Below are 14505 nucleotides of genomic sequence, written 5' to 3'. Positions count from 1 at the left end.
CCCCGCAAGCCCACACGTCGCCGAACTCCTCGCCGTCGCCCGCCAAATCCTGACCGGTCTCATCAACGACCAGGTCGACCTCCTCGCCGACCTGCGCGAACCCGTCGGCCACGGCACAAGTCCTCGGCCAACCTGAACCGCGGCCGTCTCGCTGTAGTGATCTCCGTCGCGTGCGGCAGGATGGCAGAAGCCGTGCGGATACGATGACCGAACAGCTACCCAGCCAGGAGAGGGCGCGTGTCGACCGCAGACCGGCTACTCGTCCCGGTCGGCCCAGATGCCGCGCCGTGGCGGACCATCTCGCCACAACGGACGATTCTGGTGATAGTGCACACCGTCACTGCGTGGAACAGGTTCGCGGACATTCTTCCGGTCTTCGACTCGGACCGGCGAGTTCAACTCGTCTTCACCTTCCCAGATGCCTCAGCAGTATCGGCAGGCCTCGAAGACCATCTCGCCAGGCAGGGTGCGCGAACCATTCCCTGGGAACGTGCGGTAACCGTCGATTTCGACCTCGCCTTGTCGGCACATCACAGTGGCGACCTGCACAAGGTGCGCGCACCATTGGCCGTCTTGTCACATGGTATGGGGTATACTAAATACTCACACCGGGACACCGGGACACCGGGACACCGGGACACCGGGACACCGGGACACCGGGACACCGGGACACCGGGACACCGGGACACCGGGACACCGGGACACCTATGGCCTCACTGACCGGTGGCTGGTGCGTGACGGCGAGCTCGTTCCGGCGTCGATCGTTCTCACCCATGATGAGCAACTCCGGCGGCTGGCCACCGCTTCACCGGCAGCGCTGAGTTCGGCTTTCGTCGGCGGCGATCCGTGCTTCGACCGCATGGTGGCGAGCGAGCATCAGCGGAATCGGTACCGCCATGCGCTCGGTGTCGACGATGACCGGACGATCGTCGCGGTGACATCCACCTGGGGCCGCCGGTCCCTCTTCGGTGCGCATCCTGATCTCATCACGGAGCTGACAACCGAGCTCGAGATCGACTCGTACGTCATCGCCGTGATTCTGCACCCCAACACCTGGTACGCCCATGGCCCCGCCCAGATCCGCCTCTGGCTCGGCGAAGCTCTCCGTGGCGGCCTTCGGCTCATCCCTCCAGCCGAAGGCTGGCAACAAGCCATACTTGCATCTGACATCGTCATTGGGGACAACGGCTCAGTTACCGGGTACGGCGCGGCGACCGGCCGACCGACTCTCCTCGCCACCTTCCCGTCCGAGGATGTCGTCCCCGGCTCGGTGATCGATGCCCTCGGCCAGTCGGCAGCCCGGCTCGACCTCCGCGCCGCATTCCAGCCCCAGCTTGCCGCAGCCCATCCCGCGGACCCGGAGGTCCGCACTCTGACGACATCCGCTCCGAGCGAGGCCAGCGACCGCCATCGTGCGGAGTTCTACCGCCTGATGAACCTGCCCGAACTCGCCTCGCCCGCACTACTGCCCATCTACAGCTCGGATGACCTGCGCCCGATCCGCAGCCCATTGACAGCGTGGTGGGCATCAACCTCAACCGATGCCGAAGGCAACATCACCGTGCGGCGCTGGCCGGCCGACCCCGTCGGACGCCCGAACCACCCGCCGCAGGACGTGCATCGACATCTCGTCGTTGCCGCCCACGAACCTCGGCGAGATCTGTCCGGCAACGCCGCCATCTGTATCATCGAGGGCTCCGACAGCCACACCACCGCAGCCTCGGTCCTTCGCCAACGACCGGTTTGCTCGTTGGTGGTGACCCGCGAGAGCGCAACCACCTGCACCCTGACACACCGCGCTGGCTGGTCAGCGCGACTGACCGCCCGGCCGGACCAAGGGCTCGACCTCGATCCCGCCATCCTGGCCTCGGTCATCCACGACCAGTCATCCTTCAGGCGGGGCGGACCGATCCTCCCCCTCGCCTTCGTCGTCTACCTGGGTTCCCGGCGGGTCACCGTCAGCATCACCGAAGTCCGCAGCGGGGTCCAGTGACTCGACCCGGCGGCGAGCCTCGCCAACCTCATCGGCCCGGAGAACCGCAAAGAGCTCGTACGCTCGCCAATAAGCGCGCAGCGCGTCAGCATCCTTCCCCTGCGCCACCAGCGCATCGCCCAACGCCCATCGCGCCTCAGCCTCGAACCGCTGGATCCCATCCCTGGCGAAGAGCTCGGCAGCCTCCGCGAAGATACTCACAGGATCTTCCGTGCTCGCGGTGTTGGCCGCAACCACACCCAACACCATCAAGCACTTAGCCCGATTCTCCAGCTCCGACGTACTCGGATCGAAGTACTGAAGCGCTACACGGACCCACCGATCCGCCGTCGCGTACTCGGGCCTGACCAGCAAGTCCCGTGACCGTTGCAGACCTAGCAATGCGATCGCCCGCGATGACTGGTCGGCCGGCATCGCTACACCTACGCGGCGAATCACCGCCTCCGAGGCGTCGTACAGGCGCTGTGCCTCGACGGAATCGCCCTCCCGCGCAGCGACCTTGCCGAGCCACTCCAGCGCGCTTTGCTCACCCAGCGCATGCCCGATCGAGACCGCGCAGTCGTATGACCTCTGAAAGTCAGCCCGTGCTGCAACCAGGTCACCGAGTGCCAGGTGAGCCGTACCTCGGTGCGAATGGAGCTGCATGGCGGCGGCCTTGATACCAGCTGCCTCGGCTGCGAGCAGACCATCGGTCATGCATCGCAGCAAGGCCTCGTTATGCCCATGCTGGTGAAGGTACTTGAACAGCCCGACACACAATTGCCATGCCACCTCATGTTGCTCATTCCTAGCCGCCGCAGTCACACACGCGACCAGTGCCTGCCACTCGGCCGCTAGCCAGTCCAGAGCCTGGGTCCGGCTCACCGGTCTTGCAGCCTGCTCGAAGGCCGATCCGACCCGCCATCGGTTCGCGAGCGCGGCATCCCTGGGGACAAGCTCGGCCAGATACCACTCCGTCACCCTACGGATGACGGCGGCCCGATCGTCGAAGTCCTCGATCCGCGACTTGGCATCGGACTGCACCATCGTGAAGAACGCGAACCGACCGTCCTGTGCCGTCTTCCGCAGGATGTTGGCGTCCTCCAGGACATCGAGCATTTTCGCGGCTGATCGCGCGTCTGTCTGAAGAGCCACAGCCGCTGCTGGAGCACCGAAGTCAGGCCCAGGAAGTAGCGCGAGCAGCCGATAAGCACGCTTCTGGGCACCGCCCAGGGCCTCGTAAATCTGATCGAAGGAAGCCGCCAGCCGCCCCGACTCGTCGACTTCGACCAAGTCGCCTGATTCGGCTGCCTCGACCAGTCTCCGCGCAAGCCCGGGCCGCCCGTTCACCTGGGCGGCGACGATGCGGATGAGCAGTGGATGACCGTCGCACAAGGCCACCACCTTCCCCAGCGTCTCCGGATCAATCTGACCGGCGGTTCCCTTCAGCCTGTCGACCATCAATCGGTAGGCATCATCAGACCCCAACTCCTGCAGCGACACTGGCGCGAAGTCGTACTCCATCAGCTCCCGAAGGTTGGTTCGTGTCGTAACTACCACGGTCGCACTTGGTGAGGACGGGATCAGCAGCCGGACCTGCTCCGCGCTGACGGCATCTCGGATCAGCATCAAATAGAGATGCCCAAGCGACAGGCTGTGGAACTTGTCTGCCCGTTCCTTGTCACTGGCTGGGAACTCGGCACCAGGCACCCCGAGGGCACCGAGCGCTTGGCCCAGCATCTCGCTCACCGACACCATCCGCCCGTCAGCCTCTCGAGCCGCGATCTCGATGTAGGTGCCACCGAACTCCTGCAGGTTCTCATAGAAGAACTGCGTGGCCAGGCTCCATCGCCCTCGGCCCGGCCGCGCATGTACGTACAGCAGGCACGGCAGACCGGCTTCCCAGCTCACCGCCCGATGCCGAACCATCTGTCCGCGTTCTTCGACCCGATCCACGAACGGTGTCACCCGGCGCGGCAACGGACTCGCAGGAATCATCAGATCGTCCCCCAGCACACGGTCGGTAGCGTTGCGTCATCATAACCAGCCGTCACCGAGAGCGATCGAGCAAGAGTTGTTGCTCGCGTCAGCCGAGATGCGTCGCGGGGCCTGCTCGACCAAGCGTCGTCAGTTGCCCGCGACCTGCAGCGCCCGTCGTCCGCCCGCCACCAACCACATTGGATTCCCTCAGCGGTGTCACTGATCCATGCCGAGGGCGGAGTCGTCAGGGACTCCCAACACGGCACGGAGTGCCTCACGGTAGGCGTCACCAGTGCGGCGGACTGCGCCCCGTTCGAGCTTGGCCAGGTAGTGGGCGTCGAACGGGCGGTTCATGCTCCTCGTGTGCCAGAGCCAGACACAGACTGAGTGCGCGAGTTCGGCGCGGGACATGGGACGGGTCGCGTCGGCTGGGGACGGGATGCGGAGCCTCGCCTCGCGCAGGGTCGTGTTCGGAGACGGCATCGGCTGGTCCTTGGATGGAGAGCGGGACGGGCGCGGACGTAGCGTCAGCACACCCGCCCCGCTTGCTGAGTGGAGCACAGAACCTCTCGTGGGCAGTCGGCATGCGGCACCCCGGGTACCGGGCCGATCTAGCGTCGCTCCAGCTCCCGAGTCAGGAGAGCGGACTGGGCGACATCCATCGGGATCGGCCGCTTCAGCTCTCGGCGCAAGAGCAGGATCCGGGAGTCGATGGCCACCCGCGGCACGCCGTCCGGGTAGTCATGGAGAAGATCCGCCAGAACGTCGATGCCAAGGCCGACTCCGTTGTCGAAGCCTTCATCGCAACCCCGTTTCCAGAGCCGCCAGAACATCCATCGGTGCTTCAGACGGTTAATCACGGGGATCATGCACCTCTTTCCGCGAGCCAGGCTGGAGAACGGGCCCCTCGTCCAACCACTCGGCCCCGGCGTCGTCACGGTGGTAACCCCTGTGATCGCCGCGGAGACATCTCCGGCCGGTCATCGGGTTCTCACCGTCGCAGTCGAGGTCCTGGGCGGACCGCAACACTGGCCATCCGCCGTTGGTGACTCGGGCGTCCCCTGTTCTCCCGTTCATGGATCAAGCATGGCGATCGAGCCGGCTGAGATCGATCATTCCCGCGTATCCCCCGACTTAGGGAGACAGGAATACAAGCAGTGGGTAACACTGGAGACGTGTCATTCGGGAACCGCTTGCGCCAATACCGGGACCACCGCAGCTGGTCACTGGGCGATCTGTCGCGCGCCACGCACTACAGCCGGCAGTACCTGTCGAACATCGAGAACGGCCGGAAGCCCGCAAGTGAGGATGTCGCAACCGCCTGTGACCGTGCTCTGAAGGCGAAGGGCGAGCTGATCGCCGCGGCCCGGCAGGACACCACCGCGCGGCTGAGCGAAACTCCGTGGCAGACGGCGGAGCTCGTGGCGAGGCTGCAGGCGACAGATACCACCGCCGCCACGCTGGAGGCGTTGCACTCGACTGTCGAGGAACTGTGTTGCCAATACAACCGCCGTGACGCCCTCGAGCTCCGTCAGGAAGCTCACGAGTGGCTGCAACATGTCGGTAGCCTCCTGCGCCGCCCCGTAGGTCTGAAGGCTCACTCGGAGCTTCTTGTCGCCGGCGGTTGGCTCGCGCTGCTCGCCGGATGCGTCGAGTACGACCTCGGGCTCGCAACGGCATCAGAGTCCACCCGGGTCGCTGCGATGCAGCTTGGCTTGGAGGCCGGCCATCCGGAGATCGTGGGGTGGGGCCATGAGATGACGGCCTGGTTCGCGCTGACCCGGGGCCAGTTTCGCCGTGCTATACAGACTTCGCTCATAGGTCAGGCCGCTGCCCCGAACTCGAGCGTGACGGTCCAGCTCATGGCCCAGGAGGCGAAGGCGAAAGCACGACTCGGCGAGCCCGGTCTGACTGGCATCTTGGAGTCCGGCCGCGATCTGCTCGATCACCTGCCGTATCCGGATCGCCCTGACAATCATTTCAAGGTCGACCCGGCCAAGTGGGACTACTACTCGATGGACGTCCACCGGCTGGCTGGCGACGACGCGCAGGCCGCCGAGTACGCCGAGGCGATCATCCGCGACAACACTGGTCCTAACGGGACGGAGCTGAGCCCGATGCGGATCGCCGAGTGCCGCATCACCCTGGGTTTTGTCGCCAGTCGGCAGGGCGACCTTGAGCAAGCCGTTGACCTCGGCGTGGAGGGCCTGAAGGACGGACGGCAGAGCAAGGTGCACCTGCGGATGATCGGCGCCGAACTCAACCAGGAGCTCCATCGAAACTTTCCTGGTGAGCACCTCGTCTCCGACTTCGGGAATGCTCTCGAGAGCCTCTGAACCACGCCACCTGGCATCGGTGCTAGAGGTCAAGTGATGGCCCTTCCGGGATATCCGGTGCGGGCGGTTCAATGCGCCTCGTTGTGGCTGCGCGCACCTGGCGAGAGTGTCGATAGTCAGCCAGCGGACGAGTCCGGAGTAGCTGACTGTGCAGGCGCTGCTGGCCCCCGTCCGAGAGCCACAGACTGGCTGGCGAGTGTCCGGATGACAGCTCGACCGCGTGGACCCGCTGAAAGGTCTTGGCAAGCTCCGGTAGGAAGTCCTGGACTGTACGCCGAGCGGCGCCAGGATCCATGATCCAGACGACCACCGTGTCGGTGGCGCTATGGGCACTCAGAAGCACAGCCTGCTGGGCGGACAGAACCGCATCACAGAGAGGGACTCCGATCCACCGCCCTCCCGTCAACCTGCTGACCCGTTCGATTGCCAGAGCGTCCAACGGATCGTTCACCAAGACGGGCAGTGCGCCGCCATCCAGAAGATCACCTTGCTCCGCAAGCCCCACCAGGCTTTCGGAGCGCCGGTGGATCGATGTATCTGGCGACCTCGTGTAGTAGACACCTCCTTCGCCTTGGCGCAAACCAATGAATCCGACGACCGTAGAGTGCTCGTTCCTTGCCGGAAGCATCAATTGGTCACGGAACCGGTCGACAACTCGCCCGTCGGGATCGCGCACGCCGAGACCAGCCTTCTGAACGGTCGCGAGATCGAAGCGTTGCGACCTCAAGTGATCCACCAAGCGTGACCGCGCGTCGGGCGCATAACCAACCCACCACTTCGCCTCCCTAGCCAGCACCTCGTGTGCGCCTCCGGCCTGAAGGTGCGTCCGAGCCCACGTTCGTCGCCCCCGGAAGAGCTCCCGTCGATAAAACCGGGCCGCGGCACTGTTTGCCTCGAGCAACCGCCGCCGTTCGGCGGCTGTGACCAGGGCATTGGGGTCGGGCACCTGCGACCCCACCCGCTTCTTCCACGCCTCCAAGTGATCCACACCTCGAAGGTCGCGGCGGCGGGTCCATTCCGGAACCGGGTTTCGAGATTCCAGGACTCGGGCGTTATTGCTGCAGCGGCGCATCCCCGAACTTGAGTACCGGTACGTCGTAGAGATCCGCCAAGCGCTCACGCGAGAGCCTCGGCCCGGCTACCTCAACCACGTACATCTCCGTCAAGAATTGAATCCGGGCACCCAACAAGTGGCTGGTGTGGGCGGTGGCTGACTGGGACTTGAGTCCGACCGAGACGTGAATGTGCGGCCAGACGCTGCCGGACGCCTCGTCGTACGCGAGCGTCCCGCCGCCGACCGCCTCGACGTTCTCGAGATGCACCGCGCTCCAGACCGGAGCCTCCGGATCCTCCAGCATTTCGCAGGTCCCGACGAGCTGCACATCACGCATGCCGGCAATAAACATCGGAACGAATCCCTGTCGCACGTCGTTCTGCGTGCAGAATTCGGCCAGCGCAGAGTAGAAGTCGTCTCCGTGATCGAAATGGACCGCAAAGGTTCGCCCCATGGTCAGTTCAGCAGCGCGCACGGTCATCTCCCTCGAGGACATCGATGTAGGCAACGTAACGAATCACGGTGTTCAGACCACGGGTCGACAGCAGCCGACTACGCGGATGGGCAATGTCATCGACGCCGGTTGCAGCGAGCTCGCCACACCTTCTGCGGAGCCATCCCCACGGCACATCCAGGTAGTCAGCCAGTGCCGCCAACCGACCGACAGGAGTTGCCTGGTTCAGCAGTGTGCCCGCGATCGCCTCGCCGGCGAGCCTCTGATAAACGCCCAACCGTGGCTGCGAGGCGCTCGCCTCGACGCACCACAATCCTGGGCTGTCCAGCCAGTTGGCCACGACCGCACGCCTTGCCAGGACGAAGCCCTCCACCGCAGCATGCTCAGGTTCGGCGCTGAGAACAATCCTGATGCCGAATGCCTCCATCAGCGCCATCGCGAGCAGCAAGAGCACTCGCTCATAGCGCGGTGATGCCTTGACCTCGCTCTCTGGGATGCAGAAGCCCCTCCGCATGTCCGCGAACCGGCTCGACGTGTGCCTCAAGTACTCGAACTTGTGCGACCACAGCAACCACGAGGCCGCCTCCTCCCCTTGCTGCTCCCGTGTCCAGAAAAGCGGTGAACTCCCCAGCTGATGAAAATTCCGGATAATGTGGCCGGAGCAGAACCGCGATCCCAGCCACTGGCGAGCCACCGGATTGAGAACCGGTACCTCGTCGACAGCCCCTCGCGAGACCGATCGGCCTTCCTCCTGAACCATGTACGCCCGGCTCCGTGCCAACTGGGCATCGTCGGCCAGCAGCGCCGAGTCGGCGTTCGCCGTCGCCCAGATGATGCCGACGGTCAGATCGTCCACCACGTTCGCCAGGGGCACTGCTTGCGGACCCGAACGCCGTCCGGCGCGCTCGACGAATCGCCGGCCATCGGCAACATAGTGGCGCTCATCCTGATCCACTGCCACGATCAGCGAACGCCGATCGGGCCGACTCATTCCGGCCAGCATCTCCGCTGTAGGAGCAACCAAGAGCATCCCAGTGCCGGCCTGACCTGCTTTCGAGTAGTGAGCAGCGATCTCGGCGCCGCGATACGCCCTGCCCGCTGGAACCTGCAGTCTTCCACTGGAGCTCTGCGCGATTCGTTCGTCACCGAGTGCGGTCAGGTCCATACTTGCCGGAGGTCGCTTGGACAGTCGCGGCCTGTGGAATCCCAGCTCCTCAGATGTTCCCACGTGGAGCACTTCGCAGAATGCCGCCCGGACATCCTTCCGGGGCCACATGTACCACCCACGCTCGTAGTCAGAGATCGACTTCGGTGAGAGCTCGACCACGCGACCCGTGGCGCGGAAGATCGCGCTACTCACCTCGTCGGCCAGATCCGCCTGTGACATCGCCCCACGCGCCTGCCGCAGCAGCTTGTTGGGCCGGCGCTTACCGTCGGCCACGGCTGCCTCCCTCCGCTATGTCGGTGCAAAGTACCTTTGTGCCCTGCATGACCCCTCCTCTTCACCGGCTGTGCAGGCACAGTGGTCCGCGGTCCGCGGACATCGCCACGGCACGTTGCGACATCTCCGAGACAACTCGATTGACGCCAAAATGCCCCGAAATGTCCTAGGTTAGGTTCCGTGGCTAACGAAAGACTGCGGGCGGCGATGGCCGAGAACGGCCTCACCCACCTTGCGCTCGCAGCAGAGCTCGGTGTCAATGTGAAGACCGTCGAGCGCTGGGTCCTCAAGGACCTGGTCCCCTTCCCACGAAACCGTTACGCCCTGGCTTCCAGGCTGGGCAAGGACGAGTCTTACTTCTGGCCCAACGCGCTGACTCGAGACCGGGCCGCGGCAGTCTCCGAGAGCGAGATCGTCAAGGTCTACCCACGTCGCACCGACATCTCAGGGGAGGAATGGCGGCACCTCCTCGACGCAGGCACGGAAGAGATCGGCATCCTCACCTACGACGGCCTCTTCCTGGCCGAGGACGCCGCGGCACAGCGCATCCTGCGCCTGAAAGCCAAGTCCGGGATCCGCATCCGAATCCTGCTAGGCGACCCCGACGACGTCAGTGTTGCGATCCGGGCTCGCGAGGAGGGCATCGGAGATGCGCTCGCCGCCAAGATCCGGACGGCCATCGCCCTCTACGGCGACCTCACAACCACCGACGGTGTCGAGTTCAGGCAACACCAGACGGTGCTGTACAACTCGATCTACCGAGCAGACGACAGACTTCTGGTCAACACACACATTCACGGGCTGCCTGCGGCACACGCCCCAGTCCTGTACCTGCAGAAGATCTCGGGCGGGGAGCTCGCCAACCACTACATCGAGAGCTTCGAACGTATCTGGCACGACGCCACTCCCTTGATGCACGGCTGACTCGGCTGCCAACTGCACTTCAGTCAGCGACCGCGCCGACGGACCATGCCGCAGCAAAGCTCGCGAGGTACGCATCGAACAGCTCGCCCGAATCCCCACGACGGTAGCGGAATACCGGCGACTCAGCTGACGCGACGCCGGGCGAATGCTGGTTGACCAGAATCTGGTCGTCCGCGCGGTACATCGATTGGTAAAGCACCTCTTCATGCAGTCGAAGCTCAAACCGGTCAGGTACCACCAGTCGCCGAAAGGTAGCGGCCGAGTCGCGAACACGATCGCCCAGATTCTCGCCCAGCTCGTCCTCGGCCGCGGGATACGGCGAGTCGAGAGCAGACGGAGCTCCGAGCAAGACCCTCACCAGGACTCCGTCACCTGCTCGCTCCCGCAGACAAGCGAGCAGGTGCGGGTCGGTACTGAGGAACCAGGCGCTGTATGCCACCACATCGATGTGGGCCTTCGCTTCCGCGAACAGAGCGAGCCAGTCACCTCGCCGGAGCGCGCGTCGGTGGCCGTATGCGCTCCCGAGTACGCCGCTGGCGTACTGCCGCTCTGCCCCCGCGAGTCCAGGCCACAACACCTCTGCTTCGATGCCCAGCAGCTGGACCAGCGCTCCTCTTGTTGCCGGGTGAGGAACCTGCCCGCGCATCCAGTTACGAACGGTCTTCGGATCGACCGACAGCCTCGAAGACAGCTCGACCTCCGTCAGGCCCGCGTCGTACATCGCCCGCCGAAGCACCTCGTTCACACAGGATCTCCGCCCAACCAATCAATCGATGTCCGTAAATGTCTGATCGGAGGTTAGCACGCAAAATCCTGCGGCAGCGGCATCTAACAAGCGGGAGATGCCTGTAAATGTCGCCAAGTAGGCGGGGCAGCCAGAATCTCCCTCATCACCAACCCAGGTCTGGCGAACTGGCCTCCGGCTCCGGGGCGGCCGCGTCGCGCTGAGATTGTGCTCGACGCCCTGCGTGATGCTGCCCCATCAACTCCACAGTGCGTGCTGCTGCCTGGGCAACCCGCGCGCAGATCTCGTCGATCTGGGTCCTCGATTCAACCGGCGCGGTATGTGCAGCCCATCGAGCGATGTAGTCGAACGGCGCGTCTGCCGTCCCGAGCCTGTAGTGGCTGAGCACCAGGAAAGCGAAGATTTCCGCCTCGATCTGGCGCATTCCGTCGCACCGCAGGACAGCCGTCACGGCCGACGTCGAATGGAGCCGGACGTGGCCGACCTCGTGGGCCAACCGCGCAACGGCATTGAGCTCATCGAGGCGATCGGCAACGACGATCTCCCTGGTGCGGAAATCCGTATAGCCGCGTGTTGGGGCGACCATCGGCGCCCTGGCGACACTGAGCCCATTCCTGCCCGCCTGGTGCGCAAGTGCCTCCCACAGCGCGGCAACTGAGGTCAGATCTCCGTGCTCCTTGCTCATAGCGACCTCTTCTCCTTTTCGGCAGTTGGTACGTCCAGGTACGGCGATGGCCCCGGGGAACCGGGCTAGTCCCATGTGTCGCGTTCACGCTCGTCGAGCTTGTCGAACCAAGCGATGACCTCACTCGCGCGGTAGCGGATGTGCCGGCCAACCCGTCGCCCTGGTGGGCCGTAGCCATGCGTTCGCCAGCGATACAGCGTGCGCTTCGGAACCTTCAGGTACGCCGCGACCTGATCGACGTCCCAGAGAGGATCGACGTCGATGCGCGCGGTCATCAGGTGCTCCCCCGCCGTTCGCGGTCGATCTTGATGATGCGCCGAACATCTCGCGTCGTGCGTCCCAAGATTTCTGCGGCGGCTTCCGCGGATCCGCAGACTTTTGCGAGCTCGGCCGTCTCGCTGTCGGCCACCTCTTCGGCCCTCGCCACGCGCTCGCCGCATCGCAGCATCGCCTGTGCCGTCGCTGCATGAGCGCGTTGGAGATCTGTGAAGGCCTTCACCGCGCGTGCGGTCACGCTCTCGATCCTCGCCTGACGCTCGCGTGCCCGCCGCAATGCGGCCGCACGTTCGCTCGCGCCCATCTGTCACAGCTCCGGACCGTCGGGCGCGAGCGGGACGCCGTCGTCTCCATGGTCCGGCTGTGCGGTTCGGCGGGCGAAGGTATGGATCGACTGGACAAACAGCCTGGTTGCGGTGGCAGTCCGGGCCTCGATCGCATCGAAGTCCGCCTGGGTGAGTGGACCGATCCTCCGAACCCAATCGGAGATGTAGTCAACGGAGGATCGGTCAGGCTCGATCCCGTTGTTCACCAGTACGCCGTACGCAAACAACTCAGCCTCGATCTCGCGAAGACCGACACTCGGCGTCTGTGCGGAACGACCGCCTGAATGCAGCTGGAGATGGCCGATCTCATGGGCCAGACGAGCAACAGCATCTCGACGGTCGAGGCGATCTGCAATGACAATTTCGCGTCTCAGAGCGTCGATGAAGGCGTCCGCCGATGAGGCGGACTCGCGGACCACCACCGTGTAACCTCGGCGCTCGACCTCGCGTAGCAGTGCATCCCAGAGCCTGTCTTCGTTGCTCACAGCAACCTCCCACGACCTGAGTCGGGTTCTTGTCCGGCGTTCACCGGATCTGAGAGTTCGAGGTACGGCGCCGGGCTGCGCGTGGATGTGCCCCCATGTGGACGGGTCTGTTGCGAAGTCCCGACCAGCCGACGCGCGGAAAGTGATGCGGCCGCCAGGTGGTCGACGCTCCAGGCCAGGGAAGAGGTGAGTTCGCTGAAGAAGGCCGCGTTCGTGCTTCTCAACCAGCGGGACTGGAGCAAGCTCGCGTTGGCCGGCCGCCGCAGGTACCTGAGGTCGTACCTGCTGAGTTCCTGCCGAGGGACAAACAGGCGCCCCTGTCCCACCAAGGCAGCAACAGCCCGCTGCTGCCTCCTCCCAACCTGCTCAGCAGACCACACCATCTCGTCAATGGCGCCCAGGAGCCGGAGCGCCCTGTCCCGATCGGGAACCAGCGTGTCGGCCTCCAGCAGACTGTCTCCCGGACGCACAAGACGGTCCAGCGCCTCCTTCAGGTCGATGAACATCGCCTCGCTCGGCGTCCCGGTGTGGCCATGCACATCGGAGAGTCGGCGCCGCCACGATTCCGCGACCCGCAGAGCGCCGGCTTCCGCCGCCCGCACCTCCTTGTTCAACAGTCTCAGACTCAGCCGCTGCCACGGCTCCAAACCGGCAGGAGTTGCCACCCGCACCTGATCGACCAGGTACCACACGTACGCGCACACCGTGCGAATCTGCGCAGTCGTCGACCGCAAGTCTCGAGTCAGCAGCGTCTGCAGGGTCACCGAGTCGTCAGCCCGCTCCCAACGAGCCGCATAGCGGGCCAGCCTTGAGAGATCATCGTTCACAGCACCGGGCCCGGACACCGAGAGTCCGCCAAGTTGTCCCAATGCCTTGCGCTGCGGGTTCTGACCCGACAGCTTCTCGAGTTCCGCGGTGACCCTTAACAGGCGACGCCGCTCAGCTGTCTTGCTCCTCGTGGCGGCCATGACGACGTCTGCGCCAATCAGAGCGATCGTCGCGACCTCAGCTCGTCCCACCACGAGAGCCGCCGGATCGTCCAGGACCCGCGCACTCACCGCATCCTGACCGGCCAAGAGATCACTACCGGCCCCGATCGCCTGAGCCAGTCGCCCCAGCGATCGACTCGTCTGCTCGACAGGCCCGCCGTACAGGTCTGCGCAACGAAGTCGACACCGCAACCACTGCAGGTGGTTCCCCACGGCCGCCACCACAGCAGGCCAATCCGCAACAGCATCAGCTCGACGAACATACCCCGTGGATGCCGCGTCGACGGCGATCCGACGAGCCACGTGCAATAGGTCCTCATACGTCGCGCGCATCGCGCACCATCCGAATGTCCGACGCCGCAGTCCGAAGCGCGTCCCCCAACGCGAGGCGCCAGCTGAGATCCTCGATCGGTACGTCGATCTGATCGACCAACTCACTCGCCTCGTCGAGCAGCGACACCGGATCTGCCTCGAGGCTCCCCTCGTACCTGCGATACGGCGCCACATCCAGCAGGTCGCACAGCCGATAGCGGCTGAACGCCGTCATCGCCCACCGACCGTCCGCGGTCGTCGCCTCCCACATCTCCACAATCGCTTCCGCGCGCGTCACCAGATCGACGACACGTCGCCGTACCTGGTCATTGCCTGTGCTCATTCACGTTCCTCCGTTGCAGTCCTGGATCACGTAGTCCAGGACCGATCGCCTGGACCACGAGCACTCAACGGATGCCGAAGACAACTTTTTCGCCATCAGGGCAGGGCCAGCACCGCCACACTTCTTGCATCCGAGGAACGAACGCCGAGGAGCGTGTCGCATCTAATGCGACAGCCGCCGACC

Annotated in this window: 16 protein-coding genes; 3 read left to right on the top strand and 13 right to left on the bottom strand. The window is 64.8% G+C overall.

Annotation, left to right across the window (positions count from 1 at the left end; translation table 11 throughout):
- Positions 1-730 precede the first annotated feature (730 nt).
- On the top strand, positions 731-1993 hold the full coding sequence (locus tag ABD231_RS36010; RefSeq protein ID WP_344162675.1) for a hypothetical protein: 1263 nt from the start codon (positions 731-733) through the stop codon (positions 1991-1993).
- On the opposite strand, the gene ABD231_RS36005 is transcribed toward ABD231_RS36010, so the two are convergent.
- From ABD231_RS36005 to ABD231_RS35995, 3 genes are all read right to left on the bottom strand, one after another.
- Positions 1886-3970 carry a hypothetical protein gene (locus ABD231_RS36005; RefSeq protein WP_344162672.1) on the bottom strand — a complete coding sequence of 695 codons (2085 nt, stop codon included), beginning with the start codon at positions 3968-3970 and terminating at the stop codon, positions 1886-1888. The two genes, ABD231_RS36010 and ABD231_RS36005, sit on opposite strands and share 108 nt — an antisense overlap.
- 198 nt (positions 3971-4168) lie before the next feature.
- Positions 4169-4435 (bottom strand): hypothetical protein, encoded by a 267-nt coding sequence (locus ABD231_RS36000; protein ID WP_344162669.1) that lies wholly within the window; start codon positions 4433-4435, stop codon positions 4169-4171.
- Between the two features lie 128 nt (positions 4436-4563).
- Positions 4564-4812 (bottom strand): hypothetical protein, encoded by a 249-nt coding sequence (locus ABD231_RS35995; protein ID WP_344162666.1) that lies wholly within the window; start codon positions 4810-4812, stop codon positions 4564-4566.
- Between the two features lie 315 nt (positions 4813-5127).
- Here ABD231_RS35995 and ABD231_RS35990 point away from each other — a divergent pair, with 315 nt between their 5' ends.
- The gene (locus ABD231_RS35990; RefSeq protein ID WP_344162664.1) at positions 5128-6288 is read left to right on the top strand and encodes a helix-turn-helix domain-containing protein; all 1161 of its coding nucleotides are present in this window, start codon (positions 5128-5130) and stop codon (positions 6286-6288) included.
- A gap of 22 nt (positions 6289-6310) precedes the next feature.
- Here ABD231_RS35990 and ABD231_RS42285 read toward each other — a convergent pair whose 3' ends face one another.
- The 3 genes from ABD231_RS42285 to ABD231_RS35975 are packed head-to-tail and all read right to left on the bottom strand — an operon-like array spanning position 6311 to position 8961.
- Positions 6311-7360: a hypothetical protein gene (locus ABD231_RS42285; RefSeq protein WP_425554239.1), complete on the bottom strand. Its 1050-nt coding sequence runs from the start codon at positions 7358-7360 to the stop codon at positions 6311-6313.
- The gene (locus ABD231_RS35980; protein ID WP_344162658.1) at positions 7341-7817 is read right to left on the bottom strand and encodes a PPC domain-containing DNA-binding protein; all 477 of its coding nucleotides are present in this window, start codon (positions 7815-7817) and stop codon (positions 7341-7343) included. The genes ABD231_RS42285 and ABD231_RS35980 overlap by 20 nt, the downstream gene beginning before the upstream one ends.
- On the bottom strand, positions 7804-8961 hold the full coding sequence (locus ABD231_RS35975; RefSeq protein ID WP_344162655.1) for a hypothetical protein: 1158 nt from the start codon (positions 8959-8961) through the stop codon (positions 7804-7806). The genes ABD231_RS35980 and ABD231_RS35975 overlap by 14 nt, the downstream gene beginning before the upstream one ends.
- Positions 8962-9417: 456 nt before the next feature.
- Here ABD231_RS35975 and ABD231_RS35970 point away from each other — a divergent pair, with 456 nt between their 5' ends.
- Positions 9418-10161: a helix-turn-helix domain-containing protein gene (locus ABD231_RS35970; protein ID WP_344162652.1), complete on the top strand. Its 744-nt coding sequence runs from the start codon at positions 9418-9420 to the stop codon at positions 10159-10161.
- Between the two features lie 19 nt (positions 10162-10180).
- On the opposite strand, the gene ABD231_RS35965 is transcribed toward ABD231_RS35970, so the two are convergent.
- The 7 genes from ABD231_RS35965 to ABD231_RS35935 form a co-directional block, all read right to left on the bottom strand.
- Complete coding sequence (locus tag ABD231_RS35965) at positions 10181-10906, bottom strand: XRE family transcriptional regulator (protein WP_344162649.1); 726 nt, start codon at positions 10904-10906, stop codon at positions 10181-10183.
- Positions 10907-11051: 145 nt separating this feature from the next.
- Positions 11052-11591, bottom strand: coding sequence for an ImmA/IrrE family metallo-endopeptidase (locus ABD231_RS35960; RefSeq protein ID WP_344162646.1), 540 nt, complete (start codon positions 11589-11591; stop codon positions 11052-11054).
- Between the two features lie 65 nt (positions 11592-11656).
- Positions 11657-11866 (bottom strand): helix-turn-helix transcriptional regulator, encoded by a 210-nt coding sequence (locus ABD231_RS35955; RefSeq protein WP_344162643.1) that lies wholly within the window; start codon positions 11864-11866, stop codon positions 11657-11659.
- Positions 11866-12105 (bottom strand): hypothetical protein, encoded by a 240-nt coding sequence (locus ABD231_RS35950; RefSeq protein ID WP_344162640.1) that lies wholly within the window; start codon positions 12103-12105, stop codon positions 11866-11868. The genes ABD231_RS35955 and ABD231_RS35950 overlap by 1 nt, the downstream gene beginning before the upstream one ends.
- A 69-nt stretch (positions 12106-12174) precedes the next feature.
- On the bottom strand, positions 12175-12678 hold the full coding sequence (locus tag ABD231_RS35945; protein ID WP_344162637.1) for an ImmA/IrrE family metallo-endopeptidase: 504 nt from the start codon (positions 12676-12678) through the stop codon (positions 12175-12177).
- Positions 12675-14000, bottom strand: coding sequence for a hypothetical protein (locus tag ABD231_RS35940; RefSeq protein WP_344162635.1), 1326 nt, complete (start codon positions 13998-14000; stop codon positions 12675-12677). Before ABD231_RS35940 ends, ABD231_RS35945 begins: the two co-directional genes overlap by 4 nt.
- Positions 13984-14322, bottom strand: coding sequence for a hypothetical protein (locus ABD231_RS35935; RefSeq protein WP_344162632.1), 339 nt, complete (start codon positions 14320-14322; stop codon positions 13984-13986). The genes ABD231_RS35940 and ABD231_RS35935 overlap by 17 nt, the downstream gene beginning before the upstream one ends.
- Positions 14323-14505 lie beyond the last annotated feature (183 nt).

It is taken from the genome of Kribbella yunnanensis (assembly GCF_039529655.1).
GTDB classification, from domain to species: Bacteria; Actinomycetota; Actinomycetes; order Propionibacteriales; family Kribbellaceae; genus Kribbella; species Kribbella yunnanensis.
The sequence above is the reverse complement of the archived record's forward strand: the minus strand, read 5'-3'. Positions and strand labels throughout refer to the sequence as shown.

Bases quoted from the DNA above. Each gene is read 5' to 3' on its own strand.
- ABD231_RS35955 (WP_344162643.1), bottom strand. From the start codon at position 11,866: ATGACCGCGCGCATCGACGTCGATCCTCTCTGGGACGTCGATCAGGTC.
- ABD231_RS36005 (WP_344162672.1), bottom strand. From the start codon at position 3,970: ATGATTCCTGCGAGTCCGTTGCCGCGCCGGGTGACACCGTTCGTGGAT.
- ABD231_RS35960 (WP_344162646.1), bottom strand. From the start codon at position 11,591: ATGAGCAAGGAGCACGGAGATCTGACCTCAGTTGCCGCGCTGTGGGAG.
- ABD231_RS35975 (WP_344162655.1), bottom strand. From the start codon at position 8,961: ATGGACCTGACCGCACTCGGTGACGAACGAATCGCGCAGAGCTCCAGT.
- ABD231_RS42285 (WP_425554239.1), bottom strand. From the start codon at position 7,360: ATGCGCCGCTGCAGCAATAACGCCCGAGTCCTGGAATCTCGAAACCCG.
- ABD231_RS35935 (WP_344162632.1), bottom strand. From the start codon at position 14,322: ATGAGCACAGGCAATGACCAGGTACGGCGACGTGTCGTCGATCTGGTG.
- ABD231_RS36000 (WP_344162669.1), bottom strand. From the start codon at position 4,435: ATGCCGTCTCCGAACACGACCCTGCGCGAGGCGAGGCTCCGCATCCCG.
- ABD231_RS35940 (WP_344162635.1), bottom strand. From the start codon at position 14,000: ATGCGCGCGACGTATGAGGACCTATTGCACGTGGCTCGTCGGATCGCC.